The sequence below is a fragment of the Hominisplanchenecus sp. genome, assembly GCF_046967715.1.
Lineage (GTDB): Bacteria > Bacillota > Clostridia > Lachnospirales > Lachnospiraceae > Hominisplanchenecus > Hominisplanchenecus faecis.
Window position 1 is genome coordinate 22,064 of the sequence record NZ_JBKVNQ010000017.1, and the last position, 22,079, is coordinate 44,142.

Annotated in this window: 20 protein-coding genes, 1 pseudogene and 2 other annotated features; all 21 genes and pseudogenes read left to right on the forward strand. The window is 44.4% G+C overall.

Features of this window, described 5'->3' with window-relative positions; all coding sequences use genetic code 11:
• Positions 1-77: 77 nt before the first annotated feature.
• The gene (locus tag ACLTL4_RS03925) at positions 78-551 is read left to right on the forward strand and encodes a DUF6465 family protein (protein WP_147631396.1); all 474 of its coding nucleotides are present in this window, start codon (positions 78-80) and stop codon (positions 549-551) included.
• A gap of 142 nt (positions 552-693) precedes the next feature.
• Positions 694-939 (forward strand): small, acid-soluble spore protein, alpha/beta type, encoded by a 246-nt coding sequence (locus tag ACLTL4_RS03930; RefSeq protein WP_412320257.1) that lies wholly within the window; start codon positions 694-696, stop codon positions 937-939.
• A 192-nt stretch (positions 940-1,131) separates the two neighbouring features.
• Complete coding sequence (locus ACLTL4_RS03935; RefSeq protein WP_022119591.1) at positions 1,132-1,524, forward strand: methylglyoxal synthase; 393 nt, start codon at positions 1,132-1,134, stop codon at positions 1,522-1,524.
• The gene (locus ACLTL4_RS03940; protein WP_147631397.1) at positions 1,521-3,197 is read left to right on the forward strand and encodes a Na/Pi cotransporter family protein; all 1,677 of its coding nucleotides are present in this window, start codon (positions 1,521-1,523) and stop codon (positions 3,195-3,197) included. Before ACLTL4_RS03935 ends, ACLTL4_RS03940 begins: the two co-directional genes overlap by 4 nt.
• 22 nt (positions 3,198-3,219) lie before the next feature.
• Positions 3,220-3,903: a response regulator gene (locus ACLTL4_RS03945; RefSeq protein ID WP_248834557.1), complete on the forward strand. Its 684-nt coding sequence runs from the start codon at positions 3,220-3,222 to the stop codon at positions 3,901-3,903.
• 3 nt (positions 3,904-3,906) lie between these two features.
• Positions 3,907-5,571 (forward strand): ATP-binding protein, encoded by a 1,665-nt coding sequence (locus ACLTL4_RS03950; protein ID WP_412320258.1) that lies wholly within the window; start codon positions 3,907-3,909, stop codon positions 5,569-5,571.
• Positions 5,572-5,599: 28 nt separating this feature from the next.
• Positions 5,600-6,481, forward strand: a complete 882-nt coding sequence (locus ACLTL4_RS03955) for a C39 family peptidase (RefSeq protein WP_412320259.1) — start codon at positions 5,600-5,602, stop codon at positions 6,479-6,481.
• 55 nt (positions 6,482-6,536) lie between these two features.
• Positions 6,537-7,274, forward strand: a complete 738-nt coding sequence (locus ACLTL4_RS03960; RefSeq protein WP_248834560.1) for a Sir2 family NAD-dependent protein deacetylase — start codon at positions 6,537-6,539, stop codon at positions 7,272-7,274.
• Positions 7,275-7,388: 114 nt separating this feature from the next.
• A complete protein-coding gene (locus ACLTL4_RS03965; RefSeq protein ID WP_147631401.1) occupies positions 7,389-7,814 on the forward strand; it encodes a CBS domain-containing protein in 426 nt (141 codons plus the stop codon).
• A 133-nt stretch (positions 7,815-7,947) separates the two neighbouring features.
• Positions 7,948-8,445: an acetolactate synthase small subunit gene (ilvN, locus tag ACLTL4_RS03970; RefSeq protein ID WP_022119598.1), complete on the forward strand. Its 498-nt coding sequence runs from the start codon at positions 7,948-7,950 to the stop codon at positions 8,443-8,445.
• Between the two features lie 63 nt (positions 8,446-8,508).
• Positions 8,509-9,528 carry a ketol-acid reductoisomerase gene (gene ilvC / locus ACLTL4_RS03975; RefSeq protein WP_022119599.1) on the forward strand — a complete coding sequence of 340 codons (1,020 nt, stop codon included), beginning with the start codon at positions 8,509-8,511 and terminating at the stop codon, positions 9,526-9,528.
• Positions 9,529-9,779: 251 nt separating this feature from the next.
• Entirely contained in the window at positions 9,780-10,655 is an 876-nt protein-coding gene (locus ACLTL4_RS03980) for a YitT family protein (protein WP_412290647.1), read from the forward strand.
• Between the two features lie 159 nt (positions 10,656-10,814).
• Positions 10,815-11,063, forward strand: a binding site (T-box leader).
• Between the two features lie 102 nt (positions 11,064-11,165).
• Positions 11,166-12,830: a 2-isopropylmalate synthase gene (locus tag ACLTL4_RS03985; RefSeq protein ID WP_412290662.1), complete on the forward strand. Its 1,665-nt coding sequence runs from the start codon at positions 11,166-11,168 to the stop codon at positions 12,828-12,830.
• Positions 12,831-13,015: 185 nt separating this feature from the next.
• Positions 13,016-13,864 (forward strand): MerR family transcriptional regulator, encoded by an 849-nt coding sequence (locus tag ACLTL4_RS03990; RefSeq protein ID WP_022119602.1) that lies wholly within the window; start codon positions 13,016-13,018, stop codon positions 13,862-13,864.
• A gap of 171 nt (positions 13,865-14,035) precedes the next feature.
• A complete protein-coding gene (locus ACLTL4_RS03995; protein WP_022119603.1) occupies positions 14,036-15,091 on the forward strand; it encodes an aldose epimerase family protein in 1,056 nt (351 codons plus the stop codon).
• A gap of 81 nt (positions 15,092-15,172) precedes the next feature.
• Entirely contained in the window at positions 15,173-16,606 is a 1,434-nt protein-coding gene (locus ACLTL4_RS04000) for a SpoIID/LytB domain-containing protein (RefSeq protein WP_412290649.1), read from the forward strand.
• The gene (locus tag ACLTL4_RS04005; protein WP_173897234.1) at positions 16,594-17,445 is read left to right on the forward strand and encodes a YihY/virulence factor BrkB family protein; all 852 of its coding nucleotides are present in this window, start codon (positions 16,594-16,596) and stop codon (positions 17,443-17,445) included. Before ACLTL4_RS04000 ends, ACLTL4_RS04005 begins: the two co-directional genes overlap by 13 nt.
• A gap of 38 nt (positions 17,446-17,483) precedes the next feature.
• Positions 17,484-17,705 (forward strand) — a binding site (T-box leader).
• 44 nt (positions 17,706-17,749) lie between these two features.
• The gene (pheS, locus tag ACLTL4_RS04010) at positions 17,750-18,787 is read left to right on the forward strand and encodes a phenylalanine--tRNA ligase subunit alpha (protein WP_022119606.1); all 1,038 of its coding nucleotides are present in this window, start codon (positions 17,750-17,752) and stop codon (positions 18,785-18,787) included.
• A gap of 55 nt (positions 18,788-18,842) precedes the next feature.
• Positions 18,843-21,260 carry a phenylalanine--tRNA ligase subunit beta gene (gene pheT / locus ACLTL4_RS04015; protein ID WP_250841017.1) on the forward strand — a complete coding sequence of 806 codons (2,418 nt, stop codon included), beginning with the start codon at positions 18,843-18,845 and terminating at the stop codon, positions 21,258-21,260.
• 15 nt (positions 21,261-21,275) lie between these two features.
• Positions 21,276-21,890 (forward strand): histidine phosphatase family protein, encoded by a 615-nt coding sequence (locus tag ACLTL4_RS04020; protein ID WP_022119608.1) that lies wholly within the window; start codon positions 21,276-21,278, stop codon positions 21,888-21,890.
• 11 nt (positions 21,891-21,901) lie between these two features.
• Positions 21,902-22,079, forward strand: a pseudogene (locus ACLTL4_RS04025) (S-adenosylmethionine:tRNA ribosyltransferase-isomerase); the annotation flags it as partial.

Here is a 22,079-nt window from a genome sequence, read left to right on the forward strand (position 1 = left end):
ATATGATTAAGCCGATTGCTTAAGAAGCATTAAAAACAAGAGAGTTTAGAATGTTTTTTTATGAGGAGGAAACTATTATGGCAAACCGTAGACAGGCAAAGAAAAATGCAGCAGCTGCTGTAAACAAAGAAGCAGCAAAGAAAGAAGTAAAGACAACTGTTGCTGAAGAAACAGCAGAAAAAGTTACAGCAGTAGAAAAAGTTGCAGAAAAAGCAGCAGAAGTAAAAGAAGCTGTAAAAGAAAAAGTTGCAGAAGTAAAAGAGACAACAAAAGCTGCAAAGGCTGCCAAAGCTGAAACAGCTGAAAAAGCAGAACCGAAGAAAACTCCGGGAAGAAAAGCAGCAGTAAAAGAAGAGTTCGTTCTGGAATTTGCCGGCAAGCAGATCACACAGGAAGAAATCAAGAAAAAAGTAAAAGAAAACTGGACAAAAGTTCAGAAAAATAAAATCAAAGATATCAAGACGATCAAAGTATTCCTGCAGCCGGAAAATAGCTGTGCATACTATACGATCAATGACGAAGGAAACGACAGCTACAAAATCGAGCTTTAAGATCAAATTGTCATAAGATGCTATACTTTGAAACACTTTCCAGTTTAAAACCGGATGAAATCCACATACTAGGATCGCAATAGAAAATTGCACATCTGAAAAAGAAAAGGAAAACAAAACATTTCAAAGGAGGCATGTAATTATGGCAAATCGTTCATCTAATGTGGCGGCAGTACCGGAAGCAAAAGGTGCTCTTGACAGGTTCAAAATGGAAGTGGCAAGCGAACTTGGCGTTCCTCTGACGGATGGTTACAATGGTAACCTGACATCAAAACAGAACGGATCTGTAGGTGGCTATATGGTCAAAAAAATGATCGAAGCACAGGAGCGACAGATGTCCGGAGGAGCCGGAAGCGGCATGAACGGAAACGGCACTGCACAGTACTGATCGGGAACTTCTGAAGTTTTGGATTGAAAAATGATAAAAGCGGGTGAGAGAAAACTTCTCTTGCCTGCTTTTTTTAAAATTAAGAATATGGTGACAAAATACTTTCTTTTTTGCAGGAGTCTGTGCTATAATGACCATAGTCTGCGAAAATACAGTCAGCAGAACTCTATAATGATCTGAGGTAGATAGAGAATGAACATAGGATTAATTGCACACAATGCAAAGAAAAATCTGATCGAGGATTTTTGCGTTGCCTACAAACGTATCCTGGAAAAACATGAGTTGTATGCGACCGGGATCACAGGAAGGCGTATAGAGGAGGCAACGAACCTTCATGTCCACAAATTCCTGGCAGGAAGCGTGGGCGGAGATAAACAGTTTGTAGAAATGATCGAACGAAACGGATTGGATATGGTGATTTTTTTCTACAGTCCATTATTTACCAATTCGAGAGAGCCGAATATTGAAATGATTTCAAAAGCATGTGATATTTATAATATACCGATTGCTACCAATATCGCAACAGCAGAATCTCTGGTCATCGGTCTGCAAAAAGGTGATCTGGAGTGGAGGGAAAATATATGACGATCACAGACGTTGGGAATCTTTTCATGTTTGCCGGAGGCCTTGGTATGTTCCTCTACGGTATGCACAGTATGTCCGGAGGCATTCAGAAAACAGCCGGCAATAAAATGAAAGAGCTGCTCGGGATTCTGACGAGTAATCACTTTATGGCAGTTGTGGTCGGGGCACTTGTCACGGCGATCATCCAGAGCAGCGGTGCCACAACGGTTATGGTGGTCGGATTTGTCAATGCGGGCATCATGACACTGACACAGGCCGTTGGCGTCATTATGGGAGCAAACATTGGTACCTGTATTACGGCGTGGATCGTATCACTTGGACAGCTGGGAGATGCTTTCAAGGCATTTTCCCCTTCTCTGTATGCACCACTTCTGGTCGGGATCGGAGCCTTTCTGATCATGTTCAGCAAAAAGGCGAAAAAGCAGACGGTCGGTGAGATCCTGGTAGGACTTGGCCTTTTGTTTATCGGTCTGGATTTTATGGGAGATGCTGCGGGAGATTACCTGCATCTTCCAATCTTTACCAGGGCATTTGAGCTCTTTGGCAGCAATCCGATCCTTGGTATCCTGATCGGTGTGATCGTTACGGCGATCATGCAGAGTTCATCGGCTGCAGTTGGTGTCCTTCAGACACTTGCAGCGGCAGGTGGTGTTGTGACTGCAAGTTCTGCCATGTATATCAGTCTTGGGTCGAACATCGGTTCCTGCTGTACGGCACTTTTGTCCAGCCTTGGCGAGTCACGCAATGCAAAAAGATCAGCTGTGATCCATCTCACGTTCAATGTACTCGGTGCACTGGTCTGGGGCAGCGGATTGTTTGTCCTGTTTCAGTTCCGCCCGGCTTTCGGGACAATGGGGATCGACAGTGTCGGTATCTCGGTATTCCATACGATCTTTAACCTTGTCTGTACGGTTCTTATGACACCGCTGAGGGGAAAACTGGTTGCATTATCCGGTCTTCTGGTCAAAGGCGGCGATGAACAGGAACAGGCAGAGCAGAGCGACGATGCGATCACACTGCGTCATCTGGATGACCGTATCCTGGAGACACCGTCTTTTGCTGTTGAGAATGCGATTCTGGAAGTTGTACACATGGGGCACATTGCAAACGAAAATATGGAACGTGCTTTTGAAGCCGTTATGAATTATGACAAAGAAAAAATCGAGCAGGTTTACCGTACGGAAAAAGTCATCAATAAGATGGAAAAACTGATCACAGAGTACCTGGTTAAGATCAGCAATCTTTCTTTGAATGAAGACCAGCACATGGTTGTCAACGATCTGTTTTATTCGGTCAGTGACATCGAGCGTGTCGGCGATCATGTGGAAAACATTGTGGAGCTGATGGATGTCAAAGAGGATGGCGAACCGATCACTTTTTCCGAAGAAGGCAGATGTGATCTGGCAGAGATCATGGATCTGGTTGAAAAATCTTTTGTATTTTCCATATCGGCCAGAGAAAAGGTCAGTATGGATGATGCAAATAAAGTTGTAAAATATGAGGATATGGTCGATAATCTGGAAGAAGAGCTGAGGGAGAAGCATATTGAACGCCTTTCCAGACAGTTGTGCAATCCGACAAGCGGAGTGGCATTTCTGGATATTATCAGCAATCTGGAGCGTATCTCTGACCATGCCTACAATCTGGCAGGCTATGTGATGTCAGAACAATAAAAAGGAATATAAAGGAGCAGTCATGGGAAAATGGATCTATTACGTGGAAGACGATACAAGTATAAGGGAGTTGGTGCTGTACGCACTGAAAACCGCAGAATTTCAGGTGATGGGATTTGAAAATGCTGCTTCTTTTTATAAAAGAATGAAAGAACAGCAGCCGGATCTGATCCTGCTGGATATTATGCTTCCGGATGAGGATGGAGTCAGCATTCTGAAAAAACTGAAAAGCAGACCGGATACGGAGAATATCCCGGTCATTATGATGACGGCAAAATCTTCGGAATACGATAAAGTCCTGGGTCTGGATTCCGGTGCGGATGATTATATCACAAAACCGTTTGGAGTTATGGAACTGATCTCCAGAGTAAAGGCGGTGATCCGCAGAAGTGATCGGAGCAAAGGAAGTGCGGGAGAAGTCTTAAAGATCGGAGAGCTGGTTCTGGATGAACAGAAGCATGAGGTTTACGCCCGCGGACAGGCGGTCAGTCTTACGTTCAAAGAGTTTGAACTTTTGTCTTATCTTATGAAAAACCGAGGGCTGGTGCTCTCTCGTGATAAGATTCTTAACACCATATGGAATTATGAGTATGAGGGAGAGAGCCGCACCGTAGACGTACATATTGGTTCCCTGCGACAGAAACTTGGGACATGCGGAGATTTTATAAAGACAATACGCGGAATCGGTTATAAAATAGAGGATTAAGCGATGAAACAACGGATCTATCGAAACTATTTCTGGGTTGCACTTACAACGATACTCATTGTATCGTTTGTTTTTATATTTTCTTATAATCGAACGATTCATGATCAGAAAGAGGAAGGGATGCGGGAAGAGGCAGAATTCATTTCTGCACTTCTGGAAAAGCAAGGAGATGCAGATGTCGCTTTTCAGGCGGCAGCTGGAAAGACAGATTTTCGCATCACCCTGATCGCTGAAAATGGTATGGTGTTGTATGACAATAAAGTCAAAGATGTATCGGGTATGGAAAATCATGCAAAACGGCCGGAAATCTTAAAAGCCAGTAAGAACGGTGAAGGTTCCAGCAGCCGTATTTCCAGTACGATCCAGTCGGAGACTTATTATTATGCACGAAAACTTTCCGACGGCAGATATCTGCGTCTTTCAAGTAAGGGACTGAGTATCTGGAGCGGGTTTGTACAGGTACTTCCGGCACTTACCGGAATCGCACTGTTTGTCATATTTATCACATTTCTGATCGCCCATTTCCTTACCAGAAATATCGTAGAAGCGATCAACGGCATTGATCTGGAAAATCCGATGGAGCATCTTGTATTTCCGGAGCTTGGCGTTTTGCAGAAACGGCTTGGTTTTCAGAATCGAAAAATCCAGACGCAGATGCAAAATATGAAAGAACAGGAGTATAAATTAACTGCAATTACGGAAAATATGAATGAAGGGCTCATTATGCTGGATGCAGACCGCAAGATTCAGTATATGAACCAGAGCTGCCAGGATCTGTTTGAAGTATCCGGAAGCAAATTTATCGGGCAGACTATTTCCGGATTCTGTGACAGCATTCCGATGCAGGAGGTAGTAGAATCTGCACTGAAAGGAAATGTTCATACTGCCATGCAGGAACTGGATCATAAAAAAGTTCAGTATTTTGGAAATCCAATCCTGGAAAATCAAAAAATTCAGGGAATTATCATTCTGGTCCTGGATATTACTGAACGGGAGCGGACAGAGCGGATGCGAAAAGAATTTTCGGCAAATGTTTCACATGAACTGAAGACACCGCTGACTTCCATCTCTGGTTTTGCCGAGCTGATGGAGAATCATCTGGTTGCACCGGAAGATGTGCCGGAGTTTGCCGCCAAAATACACAGGGAATCCGAGAGACTGCTGACGCTTGTAAATGATATTATCAAAGTCAGTCAGCTGGATGACAAGGAAGTATATTATGGAAAAGAGAATATAGATCTGCTGTCTTTTGCAAAAGAGGTCTGTGACCGCCTGGAACCGATGGCACAGAGCCGGAACGTTACGGTTGAACTTTCCGGAGATGCTGTTTTGTATCTCGCGTCCAGGCAGCTGATGAATGATCTGTTTTATAATCTGATCGAAAATGGAATCAAATACAACAAGCCAAACGGAAAACTGTGGGTTACGGTCAGCGAAAAGAAAGGACATCCGTGTATCAGTGTGAAGGATACCGGGATCGGTGTGCCGATGAAATATCAGAGCCGGATTTTTGAACGGTTTTTCCGTGTGGATAAAAGTCATTCAAAACAGACGGGCGGAACAGGTCTTGGACTGTCCATTGTCAAACATGTGGTGGAATATTATGGCGGTTACATTGAAATCCACAGCAAAATGGAAGAAGGAACAGAAATCGTTGTACATCTGTAAATGAATGAAAGGATATTCAAAGGTAAATATGAAGAAAAGAATCAGTATCATCATGTTGCTTACAATCTCCGTGTTGATGACAGGATGTGAAGAGCTGCATAAAAAGCCGCTTGCTTATATTGAAACAAATGCAGATGACCGACAGAGTGAAACGTCTGAAACAGAAACAAAAAAGAAAAAAGAGACAGAGCCGGAAACGGAAGCCGTGGAAGTGGTCGAGCAGGGCAGCTTGGAAACAGAACGTCCGGAAACGGAGACAGAATCTGAAACGGAAGAGGATAAAACAGAGGATGCCACTTCGGAAGGAGAACTTCCTGTTCTGGAAAAAACAGACAAGACTTCAGAAGAAATTGAGATGGAAAATATTCTCCAGAATCCGGAACTTCCGACCGGGTGTGAATCTGTGGCACTGACAATGGTTCTCAAATATCTCGGATTTGATTTGGAGAAAACAACCATAGCAGATGATTATCTTGTTTTTGCAGACCGGAATTTTGCGATGGGTTATATCGGAAATCCACATACGGAAGACGGGGCCGGTATTTTTGCACCGGGACTTGTCAAGACTGCAAATAATTTCCTGGAAGCACAGGGAAGTGAAAAAAGAGGCTTTGATATTTCAGATACTGACTTTGAAGATCTTTATAATTATGTGGCGGCAGGGATACCGATCATAATCTGGAATACCATGTATCTGGAGAAACCGGTTCCGACGGATGAAGTATGCGAGTTTGAGGGAAAAACCTACCGCTGGTTCCGCAACGAACACTGTATGGTGATGTGTGGTTTTGATAAAGAAAACGGTACGCTTCTGATTCAGGATCCGCTGGACGGACTGGTAGAACGCGATGCAGAAACATTTGCAAAATATTACGAGGAACTCGGAAAAAATGCAATGATCATTCACTAAGGGATTGCATACTCTTGCTTTTTTTGGTATGCTTATTCCAAGGAGGATGAGGCTTATGGGAGAAAAGTATGAGTATTTGAAAAAAGTATTAGATGACAGCCATTATACCGTGGCATTGTGTGGTTCCGGCATTCTCGCAGAGACGGGATGCAGGACTTTCCAAAACCAGGATTATGCTTATGAGATTGAGCAGAAGTACGGAAGATCACCGGAAGATATTTTCGCAAGTGCCTATTACATGACAAGACCGGATTCCTTTTTTGAATTTTACAGGGCAGAAGTTCTCAAAAAGGACTGGAAGCCTTCCGAATCCTGTTATGCACTGAAAAAACTGGAAGATGCAGGAAAGATCCAGTGTATTTTAAGCGATAATATTTTTGATCTGGAGAAACGTGCAGGATGCAGCAATGTGCTCAGTTTGCGAGGGAGCATCTATCAGAACCGCTGTCCGAAATGCGGACAGGAATATCCGATGGAATATATCCGGGATTCCAAAAAGACACCGCGATGCCGGAACTGTAATAATGTGGTACGTCCCGGTGTGACTCTTTACGGAGAACAGCTGGACAGCCATCTGACTTCACTGGCAGCGACAGAAGTCGAAAAAGCAGAAGTGCTTCTTTTGCTCGGAACAAAATTATCTTCGGATGTGTACTCAAATTATGTCAAATTTTTTGAAGGTGAGCAGATTGTTGTGATCCATGAAAAGGAACACTACACGGACTGCAAAGCAGACATGGTGATCTACGATCAGCCGGGAAAGGTACTTTCCAATCTGGGATATGATTTTTGAGCCGGCAGATGCCAAAAGCAGTCCGTCCAAACCGGATGTGCGGCACAGAAAAACAAAAGAAACGACATTTGCCGGGAGACGGCAATGTCAGAAAAGCGGAGATAAAAGTAAACTATGAATGTATTGTTTTCTTTGACACCAAAAAGTGAAGTGGCGTATCTGTATGATGATTACTCTCTTCGTCAGGCACTTGAAAAAATGGAACACTACCGTTACAGTGCAGTACCTGTGATCGACCGCAATGGCTGTTATGTGGGAACGCTGACGGAAGGAGATCTGCTCTGGTATATCAAAGACCATAAGATTGTGGATCTTCATATGACAGAAGAGATTCCCCTTTCGCAGGTGGAACGCAGATGGTACAACGAACCGGTCAATATCGACTGTGAGATCGAAGATCTGATCTTAACTTCCATGAATCAGAACTTTGTCCCGGTGATCGACGATAAAAAGATCTTTATCGGTATCATCCGCAGAAAGGATATCATAGAGTACTGTTATAACTGCTATAAAAATGTAGCAGGAAACGAAAAAAACTAAAATATTATGGGAGTAAAAGGATTTATCGTTATATTTTAGTGACACTTTACATTGACAAAGTAAATATTTGTTGGTAAAATACAATAAGCCTCAAGAGAACAGAGGCAGTTTTGAAAGAAAGCAGGAAATCCCAATGAAGAAAAGAGTATTATCCTTATTGGTTGACAATACCTCCGGTGTACTGAGTCGAGTAGCAGGGCTGTTCAGCCGCCGTGGTTACAATATCGACAGTCTGACCGTTGGCGAGACAGCGGATCCGAGATACTCACGTATGACTGTTGTCGTAAACGGCGATCAGCAGATTTTGGATCAGATCACAAAGCAGCTGGCAAAGCTGGTTGATGTTGTTGATATCAAACAGCTGGCAGAAGGCGAAAGCGTGACAAGAGAACTGGTGCTTGTAAAAGTAAGAGTTGGCCGTGAAAATAGACAGGATGTAATGTCCATTGCAAATATTTTCCGTGCCAAAATTATTGACGTGGGAGTTGATTCTCTGATCATTGAACTTACCGGTACAGAGTCCAAGATTGAAGCATTTTTCAAACTTCTTGGCGATTACGAGATATTAGAGCTGGCAAGGACAGGCATGACAGGTTTATCAAGAGGAGCGGAGGATGTCCGTTACCTGTAAAGAAGAAAGCTAGAGGCATTAATTATACCTTTAACAAATATATACATAATGGAGGAACATAAAATGGAACCAAGAATTTTTTATCAGGAAGATTGTAACCTTTCCGCACTGGAAGGACACAAGATTGCAATTATTGGTTACGGCAGCCAGGGACATGCACATGCACTGAATCTGAAAGATTCCGGATGTGATGTTATTGTTGGTCTGTATGAAGGCAGCAAATCCTGGGCAAAAGCAGAAGCTCAGGGATTAAAAGTATATACAGCAGCAGAAGCTGCAAAACAGGCAGACATCATTATGATTCTGATCAACGATGAGCTGCAGGCAGATATGTACAAAAAAGACATCGAGCCAAACCTGAATGAAGGCGATATGCTGATGTTCGCCCATGGTTTCAACATTCATTTCGGATGCATCAAACCACCGGCATATGTTGATGTAACTATGATCGCTCCAAAAGCTCCTGGACATACTGTAAGAAGCGAGTACCAGGCAGGAAAAGGAACACCATGTCTGATTGCTGTAGAGCAGGATTACACCGGAAAAGCATGGGACAAAGCCCTGGCTTATGGTCTTGGAATCGGTGGAGCAAGAGCAGGTCTGCTGGAGACAACTTACCGTACAGAAACAGAGACAGACCTCTTTGGTGAGCAGGCAGTTCTCTGCGGTGGTGTATGTGCACTGATGCAGGCAGGATTCGAGACACTGTGTGAAGCTGGATATGATCCGAGAAATGCATACTTCGAATGTATCCATGAGATGAAACTGATCGTAGACCTGATCTACCAGAGTGGTTTTGCAGGAATGAGATATTCTATCTCCAACACAGCTGAGTATGGCGATTATATCACAGGTCCTAAGATCGTAACAGAAGACACAAAGAAAGCTATGAAACAGGTTCTGAAAGACATCCAGGATGGTACTTTCGCAAAAGAATTCCTTCTGGATATGTCACAGGCAGGACGTCAGGTACACTTCAAAGCGATGAGAAAACTGGCTTCCGAGCATCCTTCAGAAAAAGTCGGTGCAGAGATCAGAAAACTGTACAGCTGGAATGGCGAAGACAAACTGATCAACAACTAATCGTTTATCGTCTTATAGTGAGAAATGATTTAAGGTTTCAATTTATATTTGGCAAGATAAAAGCAGATTCCGTTCTGGAGTCTGCTTTTTCCCGTTTTCAGGTGATGTCCATGTTTTGTGTGTCCCACATTTTTTCCAGGCGTCATCCTGATATTGCGTTACTGCTATGATGCGGCGGCTTGCACTGCATTGCCGGACAGGGTAGAATAAGAACAGATTATCCGGAAAAACTAAGGAAAAGGAGAAGGCACATGAATAAGAAATTGGGGTATCAGATTTTGGAATTGTGCGGTATTTTGCTTGGAAATGCGATCCTGGCATTTGGAATTGCAGCTTTTGTATTGCCGCACGGCATGATCACCGGAGGAGCGACTGGTCTTGGACTTGTTACGAGCAGAGTATTCGGGGTGGATCTCTCAGTGTCAGTAGCTGTTTATAACATTATTTTGTTTGCGGTCGGGGCGTTTGTACTCGGCAAAAAATTTGCACTGACGACCATCGTGAGTACTATTGTGTATCCAATGTTCCTTTCTTTTTTTACACAACAGCAGTGGATCGCAACGATGACAAATGACATTTTGCTTTCAGCTATCTATGCCGGCATTATGGTCGGTCTTGGTGTCGGTATCGTCATCCGGTTCGGAGCATCGACCGGAGGGCTGGATATCCCGCCGTTGATCCTGAATAAAAAATTTGGGATTCCGGTGGCGGTTTCTATGTATCTTTTCGATTTCACAGTGCTTCTGTTACAGGTTGTTATATCGACAAAAGAACAGGTTCTGTATGGAATCCTGATTGTAATCTTAAGTTCCATTGTACTCGGATATGTCTCTTTGGCAGGACAGAAAAAAGTACAGGTTATGATCATATCCAGGCATTATCAGGAAATTCGCGATATGCTTCTTCAAAAACTGGATCTTGGTGCCACAATGTATCATATTGAAACCGGCTACCTGCAAAAAGATGAGATGGCAGTCTGTTGTGTGATCTCATCCAGAAAGCTGCATACTGTGACCGATATGGTGCAGGAAGTCGATAAGAAAGCATTTCTTTCCGTAACGCAGATCAATGAAGTGCGTGGAAGAGGCTTTACACTGGATCGAAAATATATATCAGATGGGAGATGACTCCCGCCTCTGCAGGCGGCGAGCAACAAGCTTGTATCAGTGGCGGGATTCAATCTCCCATCTGATATAGCCTCCGGCGGATTGCAGAGGCATTCTTGAAAGGAAAGGGAAAAAACCTTGACAAGTCTGGTCGAAAATGGTAATATTTATTCATTGATAGGAAAAGCGTTGATGAGGAATAGTACATTTTGACCAGAATACAGAAAGCTGTCGGGTGATGCGAGACAGTGGAAGGAAAGAATGGAACTGACCTTGGAGCAGCTGCCTGAAATCAAAGGAGAGTAGGAGCAGACGGAAGTCCACCGTTACAGGGACAGGATATAAGATGCAAATCCGTATCCGGTGAGAGTATGAATGAATTCATAAAATAGAGTGGTACCGCGGAAGACTTTACCTTTCGTCTCTATGATAGCAGATATGTTATAGTGAGACGTAAGGTTTTTTTATGTTCTTCAAACGATGCCTGCCGGATAAATCAAAGACAAAAAGAAAAGGAGATCTGTTAAAATGATGAAAAATGTAAATAAATATCAGAGACAGTATTTTATGCCGCCAGTAGAATGCAATGACTGGGTGAAAAAGACTTATGTAGATAAGGCACCAATCTGGTGCAGCGTCGATCTGCGTGATGGAAACCAGGCACTGATCGTACCGATGAGTCTGGAACAGAAGGTAGAATTCTTTAAACTGCTTGTAAAGATTGGTTTTAAAGAAATCGAAGTCGGTTTCCCGGCCGCTTCCGAGACAGAGTATAATTTCCTGAGAACACTGATCGATCAGAACCTGATTCCGGATGATGTGACCATTCAGGTACTGACACAGGCAAGAGAGCATATTATCCGCAAGACTTTTGAAGCAGTGAAAGGTGCTCCGAGAGCAATTGTACATGTATACAATTCTACCTCTGTGGCACAGAGAGAACAGGTATTTAAAAAATCCAAAGAAGAGATCCTGAAGATTGCCGTAGACGGTGCAAAACTTCTGAAAAAGCTGGCTGATGAGACAGAAGGAAATTTTGCATTTGAGTACAGTCCGGAGAGCTTTACCGGAACAGAACCGGAATATGCACTGGAAGTATGCAACGCAGTTCTGGATGTATGGCAGCCGACCGCAGATAACAAATGCATCATCAACCTGCCAAGTACCGTACAGAATGCAATGCCGCACGTTTACGCAAGCCAGATTGAATATATGAGCAAAAACATGAAATATCGTGAGAATGTGCTGATCTCTCTGCATCCGCATAATGACCGTGGATGTGGTATCAGTGATGCAGAAATGGGACTTCTGGCAGGTGCTGATCGTATTGAAGGCACTCTGTTCGGAAATGGCGAGCGTACCGGAAATGTGGATATTGTGACGCTGGCACTGAATATGTATTCTCAGGGTGTGGATCCGCAGCTTGACTTCAGTGATATGCCGGCAATTTCTGCAGCATATGAAGAATATACAGGCATGCATATTGATATGAGAAGTCCGTACGGCGGAAGCCTTGTATTTGCAGCATTCTCTGGTTCCCATCAGGATGCAATCGCAAAAGGTATGCATTACCGTGAGGAGCATGACTGCCCGACCTGGACCGTTCCGTATCTGCCGATTGATCCGACCGATATCGGAAGAAGATATGAGGCAGACGTGATTCGTATCAACAGCCAGTCCGGAAAAGGCGGCGTAGGCTATATTCTGGAGCAGAACTTTGGACTGAACCTTCCGGCAAAAATGCGTGAGGCAATGGGATATGCTGCAAAAGACAGCTCAGACCATCAGCACAAAGAATTGCAGCCTCAGGAAATTTTCAATCTGTTTAAAGAAAAATTTGAAGATATCACAACGCCGTTCAATATCAGCGAAGTACACTTCAAACAGCATAATGGCATTATTGCAGAGGTGACTGTAGAATGTGAAGGCAAGAGCGTGGTTGCGATCGCAGCCGGAAATGGCCGTCTGAATGCAGTAAGCAACGCACTGAAGAATCAGTTCCGTCTGGAATATGATCTGACAACTTATCAGGAGCATGCACTGGAACAGAGTTCCAGCTCCAAAGCGATCGCCTATGTTGGTATCCGCAGCAAAGACGGAGAACATTACTGGGGTGCCGGCGTGGATCAGGATATCATCCGTGCTTCCATCAATGCACTGCTGACTGCAATCAACAACATGGTAAATGTAAAATGAGATTTGTCACAGAGCATTTCTGTGACAAAGATATGGCAAGGCCTGTAATCTATATGGATTGCAGGTCTTGTTTGTGATTTGACTGGAATTTTCTATAAAATGCTTGACATTCAAGCAGCTTTATACCTTACAATCCCACTATAAAGTACTTGCCTGATGCAAAGTACAAAGAGAGGAGAGGTTTTATGAGCAATATCAAAGAAGCAGAAGAACAGACCGGTATCAGTCGTGCAAATATCCGGTACTACGAAAAGATGGGCCTGCTGCAGCCAAAGCGAAATGAGAAGAATGGATATCGTGAATATAGGCCGGAAGATATAAAACGGATTCTTCAGATTAAGATTTTACGGAAGCTGGATGTTCCGATTGATGAGATCAGGGATACTATTGATCATCCGGAAATGTTTGGCAATGTAATACAAAAACAGAAAGAGAGACTGGAAAGGCAGAGAGCAGAACTGACGGATGTAATTGATTTCTGCATGGAAATTAAAGTGGAAAATTTTGAAGATTTTGATCCACAGTACTATTTGAAGAAAATGGATGAAAAGGAAAAGAAAGGTGCCGTTTTTGCGGATTTGCTGAATGATTTCAAAAAAGTATCGAAAGCAGAAGCAGAGGCACGCTTCTCTTTCAGGCCGGATACTATGTGCATGAATCCGAAAGAATTTGAGGAAGCATTATTACAGTATGCCTCTGAAAAAGGAATGAAGATTGTGATAACAAAAAAAGGAATGTATCCGGAATTTATGTTAGATGGAATCCCATACAGTGCATATCGACATTTTTCACGTTTTGGTGCGATGATAGAATGTGAGACAACAAATGCAAAAACAGCAGAACATGAAATGTCACCGAAGCGTTATCACATGTTTAAATGGCTGCATCGGATGGAACTGCCGACGTTTCTTCTGATCTTGATACTGGTATTATTTGTACGCAGCGTTGAGGGATTCGTTTTGGCAATGATTTTTTATGCTATCTGTGGAATTGTGGCATATTCCAGATATTTTGATTATACGAGAAATTCCTGAGAACAATCCGTAGGCATCATAGTTGGGGACTTTTGACACCCACATCATAATTATAAAATTGACAAAAAATATAACTCCCTATTATAATGGAGACATCTATCGTGCATTGCAATTTAAAACGGGTAATGTTATACTGAAAACGATAAATTTTCACAGGAGGATTTTGGAGCAATGGGTATTAAAGTAAGCGAATTTGGAAAAACTTCAAAAGGTAAGATTGCACATATCTATACACTGGTAAATGGAAAAGGTATGGCACTGGAAGTGACCGATTATGGTGCAACCATGGTGTCAATCCTTGCTCCGGATGCAAAGGGCAGAAGCAAAGATGTACTGCTTGGATATGATGATGTGCAGGATTATGAGCAGGGAACCTGTTATTTTGGTGCAATCATCGGAAGAAACGGAAACCGGACAAAAGATGCACAGGTCGTGATTGACGGACACGTGTATCAGATGGAAAAAAACGAAGGCGAAAACAATCTTCACAGCGGAAGTGAAGGTTACAGCAATATCATCTGGGATGCGTCCGTAGACGAGGATGGCAACAGTGTAAGTTTCCATCATGTCGGTGCAGACGGTGAACAGGGACTGCCGGGTACGTTTGATATCACCGTTACTTATACACTGACCATGGAAAACGAAGTGAAGATTCACTACGAAGGAACTTCTGATAAAGATACGATTGCCAATATGACTAATCACGGATATTACAATCTGGCAGGACATGCAGCAGGAAAGATCGAAGATCACATTTTATGGCTGGATGCAGATGCGTTCACACCGGTAGGACAGGGCATGATCCCAACTGGAGAGATCCTTCCGGTAGAGGGAACACCGATGGATTTTCGTGCTGCAAAAAGCATCGGAGCAGATATTGAGGCAGATTATGAGCAGCTGAAGATCGCCGGCGGATACGATCACAACTACGTGCTGAACAACAGCAACGGAACAATCCGTAAGATTGCAGAAGTATCCGAACCGGAAAGCGGAAGACGTATGGAAGTCTTTTCTGATGCAGTTGGCGTTCAGTTCTATGCAGGTAATTTTGTTGAGAGTATTCCAAAGGGAAAAGAAGGTGTCGTTTATCAGAAACGCTCCGGTCTCTGCCTTGAGACACAAGGATTCCCGGATGCAACACATCACGAGACGTTTCCGTCTACCGTACTGCGTGCCGGTGCAAAATACGAAACGACAACCATTTACTATTTTTCAGCAGTAAAATAAAAAATCAGGTATTTTATACAAGGACAGGAATATATTTAAAAAACAGGTAATGGTTCTGAAAAGTAAAAGGAGTGTCCGCAGGTGAAAAGGATTGCAAAAAGACAGTTTTTCTTACTTGGATGTGCATCATTGGCTGCAATGCTCCTGTCCTTGTATGATCGTTATGGGATTGTTTTGACAAGCAGCAGTCGGAGTTTTCTGGCAGAACAGAGTCAGCTTCAGGAACAGGTGCTGAGAGAAAACCGGGAAAAAGGCGGAAACCGCAGCACAGGGCAGAGCGGAAAAGAAAGCAAAACAATGGCGGAAAACAAAGCGGGAGCGGAGACAGAAACTGCAGAAAAGGATGAAAGAATGGCATCAGATGCAAATCCGGACATCCGTGTCCTGCTGTGCAGTGACAATTATGCGAGTGAATACCATGACCGGATCACGATTACGGCAGATGTGCCGTTTCGGGTGAGCGGACAAGGCACAGAACGGCACTGCCAGGCCGGTGAGCAGGTTGAGCTCACGATGCAAAGCAATGAATTTTTGCAGGGCGATCTGGTCTTTACAATGGAAGAAGACGGTGTATTTCAGCTTCCGTATCTGAAACGTGCCGCAGAGTGTCCCTCTTACGAAGGGAGTCTTCATGTGGAGAAAAGAGAGGAAGGTCTGATCCTGATCAATACGCTTCCGCTGGAAACTTATCTGTGCTATGTGGTTCCAAGTGAAATGCCCTCTTCCTATCCGATCGAAGCGTTAAAAGCCCAGGCAGTCTGTGCCAGATGTTATGCAATGCTTCAGATGGAGAACAGTCGCTGCGAGGAATTTGGTGCAGATCTGGATGACAGCGTTTCTTATCAGGTGTATAATAATATTGGAAAGACGGATGCTGCCGTGCAGGCAGTGCAGCAGACTGCCGGGATGGTGATAAAAGAAGACGGGCAGATTGAAAATACGCTGTATTATTCAACGTCCTGCGGACTTCGCATGGAGGAGGAAGCTTCCAACGAGGCCGTTTTCTGTGCAGCGATGTCCGGCAGCAGAGCATCCGATGCGGAGCGTGAAGAATCCTGGTATCGCTGGAATATACTTTTTTCGACAGAGGAACTAAATGCCGCTGCCGAAACGTTTTATCCGGGACAGATCGGGCAGATTTTAAGCTTAAACGTTTTGAAGCGACTTGAAAATGGAAGGGCAGAAGTGCTGCAGGTCACAGGGACACTTGGGACGGTAGCAATCGAAGGAGAGTATGCGATCCGCCAGTTTCTGCGGCCCGGTGATCAGGCTGTGATCTTACAGGATGGAAGCACGGCCCCAAGTCTTGGACTTCTTCCGAGTGCGTTCTTTTATATTACCCCACAGTATCAGGGTGGCGTGCTGTCCGGTTTTCTGCTGAATGGAGGGGGATATGGGCACGGGGACGGCATGAGTCAGAATGGTGCAAAACACCTGGCGGAAGAGGGATGGAGCTGTCAGGAAATTTTGAAGTATTACTATGGAGACGGAGTGGAGATCATATGCGATACGTGATACAGCTGGTTCGCTGGCTGCTGAGATTTATGGATAAAAGTTCAGAGGACAGAGTGGATGCCTATTCGGCACAGTCTGCTTTTTTTATCATTATGGGATTTATTCCTTTTGTGATGTTGCTGCTTATTTTGCTCCAGTACACGCCGATGACAAAAGAAGACGTTATGACCTTGTTGAAGGTGATCTTTCCGGAAGGTTTCCATGCGTACCTGGAAACGTTAGTCGGATCTGTGTATACAAAATCCACCGCATTGCTCTCTGGAACGGTGATCACAGCAGTCTGGGCGTGCAGCAAGGCCATGATGTCTGTATCCAAAGGACTGAATAAGATTTATGACACAAAGATCCGGAAAAATTATTTTCTGGCAAGATTCCGGGCAGCTCTTTATATTATTTTGCTGCTGATATCGCTGATTCTGGCGATGGGGCTGTTTGTGTTCGGCAATCTGCTGCATGATTATCTTCTGCATTATCTGCCGTGGCTGCGAGCCGTATCCTGGCTGATCATCAGTGCCCGGACGATTGGAACGATCCTTTTGCTGTGCATGATCTTCTGTGCGATGTATGCGTGGCTTCCGTATAAGAGACAGGATTTCTTTTCTCAGCTTCCGGGAGCAGTGGCCACTTCTTTTGCCTGGTCGGTGTTTTCCTATGGCTTTTCGGTCTATATCGAATATTCCAAAGGGATGTCGGCAATCTATGGAAGTCTGACAACGGTCGTGATGGTCATGCTGTGGCTGTATTTCTGTATGTGGCTGCTGTTTATGGGGGCAGAAATCAACTGCTATCTGGAGCAGCCGGAAAAGTTTTCAAAAGATGCGATCGAAAAAGGGTTGTAATTTTAAAAATTGATGTTATAATGATTTTGATTGAAATGCGAAAGGCTTTGAAAGTGCAAAGTAGTTTCCTGTTTCCCGACAGAGAGGGAGGATCATCGGCTGAAAATCTTCCACGGTACAGACAGAGAGATGAATTTCACACTGGAGCTGCGTTCCTGAAGACAGTAGGGAGCGACGTACTTGTGCGTTAAACAACATTGAGTGTCTGTCAGATGACAGAAATCAGGGTGGTACCACGGAAAGATCGCTTCGTCCCTATTTTGGGATGGAGCTTTTTTATTTTAATTTACAAGGAGAATGAGACATGAAAGACAAACTGCAGGCAATCCGGGAGGAAGCACTGAAACAGATACGCGAGTCAAACAGACTTGATAAACTGAATGAGGTAAGGGTTTCTTTTCTTGGAAAGAAGGGTGAACTGACTGCTGTATTAAAAGGAATGAAAAATGTAGATCCAAAAGAGCGTCCGTTCGTTGGCCAGATGGTTAATGAAACGAGAGAAGCGATTGAGGAGTTTTTAGAAGAGACAAAGAAAAAACTGGAAGAAAAAGCACGCGAAGAAAAGATGAAACAGGAAGTCATTGATGTGACACTTCCGGCAAAGAAGATCAACGTTGGCCATCGTCATCCGAATACAATCGCTCTGGAAGAGGTAGAGCGTATCTTTGTCGGTATGGGATATGAAGTCGTAGAAGGACCGGAGATCGAGTATGATCTGTACAACTTCGAAAAACTGAACATTCCGGCAAACCATCCGGCAAAAGATGAGCAGGATACATTCTATATCAATAAAGATATCGTGCTTCGTACCCAGACTTCTCCGGTACAGGCCCGCATTATGGAACAGGGCAAACTGCCGATCCGTATGATCGCACCGGGACGAGTATTCCGTTCTGACGAAGTGGATGCAACCCATTCCCCGTCCTTCCATCAGATCGAAGGTCTGGTTGTAGATAAAAATATTACATTTGCAGACCTGAAAGGTACTCTGGAAGAGTTCGCAAAACAGCTGTTCGGACCGGAGACAAAGACGAAATTCCGTCCGCATCATTTCCCATTCACAGAGCCGAGTGCGGAAGTTGACGTAAGCTGCTTCAAATGCGGCGGCAGCGGTGAGATTGAAGGTCATTCCTGCCGTTTCTGTAAAGGTTCCGGCTGGATCGAAATCCTTGGCTGCGGTATGGTTCATCCGCATGTATTTGAGATGTGCGGTATTGATCCGGAAGAATATACCGGATTTGCTTTTGGTGTAGGTCTGGAGCGTATTGCACTTCTGAAATATGAAATCGATGATATGCGTGAATTATATAAGAACGATATCCGCTTCCTGAAGCAGTTCTAAAAATGCGGATGCGAAACAGAAAATCAACGGAAAGTACAGGAAAGGAAATATAACCATGAATACATCATTATCTTGGATTAAAGCATATGTTCCAGAGCTGGATGTTACGGCACAGCAGTACACAGATGCCATGACATTATCCGGAACAAAAGTAGAAGGATTTGAGCGACTGGATGCAGATCTGGACAAGATCGTCATCGGTCAGATCGATAAAATTGAAAAACATCCGGATGCAGACAAACTGATCATCTGTCAGGTCGATATCGGCGAGAAGACGATCCAGATCGTAACCGGTGCTCCGAATGTAAAAGAAGGAGACAAGGTTCCGGTTGTTTTAGACGGCGGACGCGTTGCAGGCGGACATGACGGCAAAAAAACACCGGGCGGTATCAAGATCAAAAAAGGAAAACTTCGCGGCATTGAGTCAGATGGTATGATGTGCTCCATTGAAGAACTTGGTTCTACCAGAGATATGTATCCGGAAGCACCGGAATACGGCATTTATATCTTCCCGGAAGATGCAGTGGTAGGCGAAAGTGCCATCAAAGCACTGGGACTGGATGACGTTGTATTTGAATACGAGATCACATCCAACCGTGTAGACTGCTACAGCGTGATCGGTATTGCAAGAGAAGTGGCAGCAACTTTCGGAAAAAAATTTGTGCCTCCTGTTGTAAAAGAGACCGGAAATGATGAAAATGCAAACGATTATGTGACCGTTGAAGTGGCAGACAAGGATCTCTGCCCGAGATACTGTGCACGTGTCGTAAAAAATATCAAGATCGCTCCGTCACCGAAATGGATGCAGAGAAGACTGGCATCAAACGGAATCCGTCCGATCAACAACATTGTCGATATCACAAACTATGTAATGGAAGAATACGGCCAGCCGATGCATGCCTATGATTATGACACCCTTGCAGGTCATAAGATCGTGGTCCGCAGAGCCGAAAACGGCGAAAAATTTACCACACTGGACGGTCAGGAACGTACGATGGATGATTCTGTTCTGATGATCTGTGACGGTGAGAAAGCTGTTGGCATTGCCGGCATCATGGGCGGTGAGAATTCTATGATCACTGACAATGTAAAGACGATGATGTTTGAGGCTGCATGTTTTGATGGCACCAACATCCGCCTTTCTGCAAAGAAAATCGGTCTTAGAACCGATGCTTCCGGCAAGTTCGAAAAAGGTCTGGATCCGAACAATGCACAGGCAGCGATCAATCGTGCATGCCAGCTGATCGAAGAACTGGGTGCCGGTGAAGTAGTCGGTGGCATGGCAGATGTATACTCCAAACGCAAAGAGCCGGTTCGCGTGAAATTTGAGCCAGAACGCATCAATGCACTGCTTGGAACCAATCTGTCCAGCGAACAGATGTTGGATTATCTTGCAAATGTAGAACTTGCCTATGACGAAGAGAGCAATGAGATCATTGCACCGACCTTCCGTCATGACATTTTCCGCACCGCAGATATCGCAGAAGAAGTGGCACGTTTCTATGGATATGATAATATCCCGACGACGCTGCCAAAAGGAGAAGCTACTACAGGTAAACTTCAGTTCCATCACAGAGTAGAAAATGTTGCAAAAGATATCGCAGAATTCTGCGGATTCTCCCAGGGCATGAATTATTCCTTCGAAAGCCCGAAGGTATTCGACAAACTGCTGATCCCCGAAGATTCTGTACTGCGTCAGGCCATCAGGATCTCCAACCCGCTCGGCGATGATTTCAGCATCATGAGAACGACTTCCTTAAATGGTATGCTCTCTTCTCTTGGCTATAACTACAGCCACAGAAACAAAGACGTTCGTCTCTATGAACTGGCAAACATTTATCTGCCGAAAGCACTGCCGCTTACCGAGCTTCCGGATGAGCGTATGCAGTTCACGCTTGGTATGTACGGCAGCGGAGATTTCTTTGTCATGAAAGGTGTCGTAGAAGAGTTCCTGGAAAAAGCAGGCATGCATAAGATTCCGCAGTACGATCCGAACGCAGGACAGCCATCTTTACATCCGGGCAGACAGGCAAACATCCTCTACGACGGAGAAGTGATTGGATTCCTGGGCGAAGTTCATCCACAGGTTCTGGATAATTACGGAATCGGTGAAAAGGCATATGTTGCCGTTCTGGACATGCCGAAGATCGTGGAGAGGGCTTCCTTCGACCGCAAATACGAAGGTATTCCGAAATTCCCGGCTGTGACACGTGACCTCAGTATGGTGGTTCCGAAACATGTACTTGCCGGTGAAATCGAAGAGATGATCGTTCAGCGTGGAGGCAAACATCTGGAAAGCTTCAAACTGTTTGATATTTATGAAGGAACTCAGATCAAAGAAGGCTATAAATCTATGGCTTATTCTGTGGTATTCCGTGCAAAAGACAAGACCATGGAAGAAGCAGAGATCACTACGGTGATGAAGAAGATCCTCAATGGACTGGAAAGCATGGGTATCGAACTTCGTCAGTAATCTGGAGAATAACACATGAAAATGTATATCATACGTCATGGTCAGACCCCCTGGAATGCACGTAAGTGCCTCCAGGGGCGTTCTGACGTTGATTTAAATGAAAATGGGATCTATCTGGCAGAGTTGACCGGAAAGGCACTTCGTGATGTAACGTTTGACATGGCTTTTACCAGTCCACTGATCCGTGCAAAACACACGGCACAGTGTATCCTTGCCGGAAGAGAGGTCCCGATCATAGAGGATGAGCGTCTGATCGAGATCAGCTTTGGAATCTATGAGGGCTGCTGTTATGCAGAAGAAAACCGGCAGGTGCCGCAGCAGTGGATTGAAAACTTCTTCCATGCCCCGCAGGATTATGTGGCAGCACCGGGCGGGGAAAGTCTGGATGATGTGGAAAAGCGTACCCGGGATTTTATGGAAGATATCTGCAGTCGAAAAGAACTTCAAGATAAGACGATCCTCGTGTCGACGCATGGCTGTGCACTTCGCGGACTGCTCAACAGCATAAGAGAAAGCAACCGGGAAGATTACTGGCATGGCGGCGTATCAAAAAACTGTGCCGTGTCGATTGTAACCTGTAACAGAGGCGAGAAGCCGGTTTTAGTTGAAGAAAATCATATTTATTATTAAGGAGTATATATATGAAAACATCGGATTTTTATTTTGATCTGCCGCAGGAACTGATCGCACAGGATCCACTGGAAGACCGTTCCTCTTCCAGACTGCTGGTACTTGACAGAGAAAGCGGAAAGACGCAGCATCGCGTTTTCGTGATATCATTGAATATCTGAACCCGGGAGACTGTCTGGTAGTCAACAA

Bases quoted from the DNA above. Each gene is read 5' to 3' on its own strand.
- ACLTL4_RS03990 (WP_022119602.1), top strand. From the start codon at position 13,016: ATGAGCAATATCAAAGAAGCAGAAGAACAGACCGGTATCAGTCGTGCA.
- ACLTL4_RS03995 (WP_022119603.1), top strand. From the start codon at position 14,036: ATGGGTATTAAAGTAAGCGAATTTGGAAAAACTTCAAAAGGTAAGATT.
- ACLTL4_RS03950 (WP_412320258.1), top strand. From the start codon at position 3,907: ATGAAACAACGGATCTATCGAAACTATTTCTGGGTTGCACTTACAACG.
- ilvN (WP_022119598.1), top strand. From the start codon at position 7,948: ATGAAGAAAAGAGTATTATCCTTATTGGTTGACAATACCTCCGGTGTA.
- ACLTL4_RS03925 (WP_147631396.1), top strand. From the start codon at position 78: ATGGCAAACCGTAGACAGGCAAAGAAAAATGCAGCAGCTGCTGTAAAC.
- ACLTL4_RS03955 (WP_412320259.1), top strand. From the start codon at position 5,600: ATGAAGAAAAGAATCAGTATCATCATGTTGCTTACAATCTCCGTGTTG.
- ACLTL4_RS03930 (WP_412320257.1), top strand. From the start codon at position 694: ATGGCAAATCGTTCATCTAATGTGGCGGCAGTACCGGAAGCAAAAGGT.
- ACLTL4_RS04005 (WP_173897234.1), top strand. From the start codon at position 16,594: ATGCGATACGTGATACAGCTGGTTCGCTGGCTGCTGAGATTTATGGAT.
- ACLTL4_RS03960 (WP_248834560.1), top strand. From the start codon at position 6,537: ATGGGAGAAAAGTATGAGTATTTGAAAAAAGTATTAGATGACAGCCAT.
- ACLTL4_RS03980 (WP_412290647.1), top strand. From the start codon at position 9,780: ATGAATAAGAAATTGGGGTATCAGATTTTGGAATTGTGCGGTATTTTG.
- ACLTL4_RS03945 (WP_248834557.1), top strand. From the start codon at position 3,220: ATGGGAAAATGGATCTATTACGTGGAAGACGATACAAGTATAAGGGAG.
- pheS (WP_022119606.1), top strand. From the start codon at position 17,750: ATGAAAGACAAACTGCAGGCAATCCGGGAGGAAGCACTGAAACAGATA.
- ACLTL4_RS04020 (WP_022119608.1), top strand. From the start codon at position 21,276: ATGAAAATGTATATCATACGTCATGGTCAGACCCCCTGGAATGCACGT.
- ACLTL4_RS03940 (WP_147631397.1), top strand. From the start codon at position 1,521: ATGACGATCACAGACGTTGGGAATCTTTTCATGTTTGCCGGAGGCCTT.
- ACLTL4_RS03985 (WP_412290662.1), top strand. From the start codon at position 11,166: ATGAAAAATGTAAATAAATATCAGAGACAGTATTTTATGCCGCCAGTA.
- ilvC (WP_022119599.1), top strand. From the start codon at position 8,509: ATGGAACCAAGAATTTTTTATCAGGAAGATTGTAACCTTTCCGCACTG.
- pheT (WP_250841017.1), top strand. From the start codon at position 18,843: ATGAATACATCATTATCTTGGATTAAAGCATATGTTCCAGAGCTGGAT.
- ACLTL4_RS03965 (WP_147631401.1), top strand. From the start codon at position 7,389: ATGAATGTATTGTTTTCTTTGACACCAAAAAGTGAAGTGGCGTATCTG.
- ACLTL4_RS03935 (WP_022119591.1), top strand. From the start codon at position 1,132: ATGAACATAGGATTAATTGCACACAATGCAAAGAAAAATCTGATCGAG.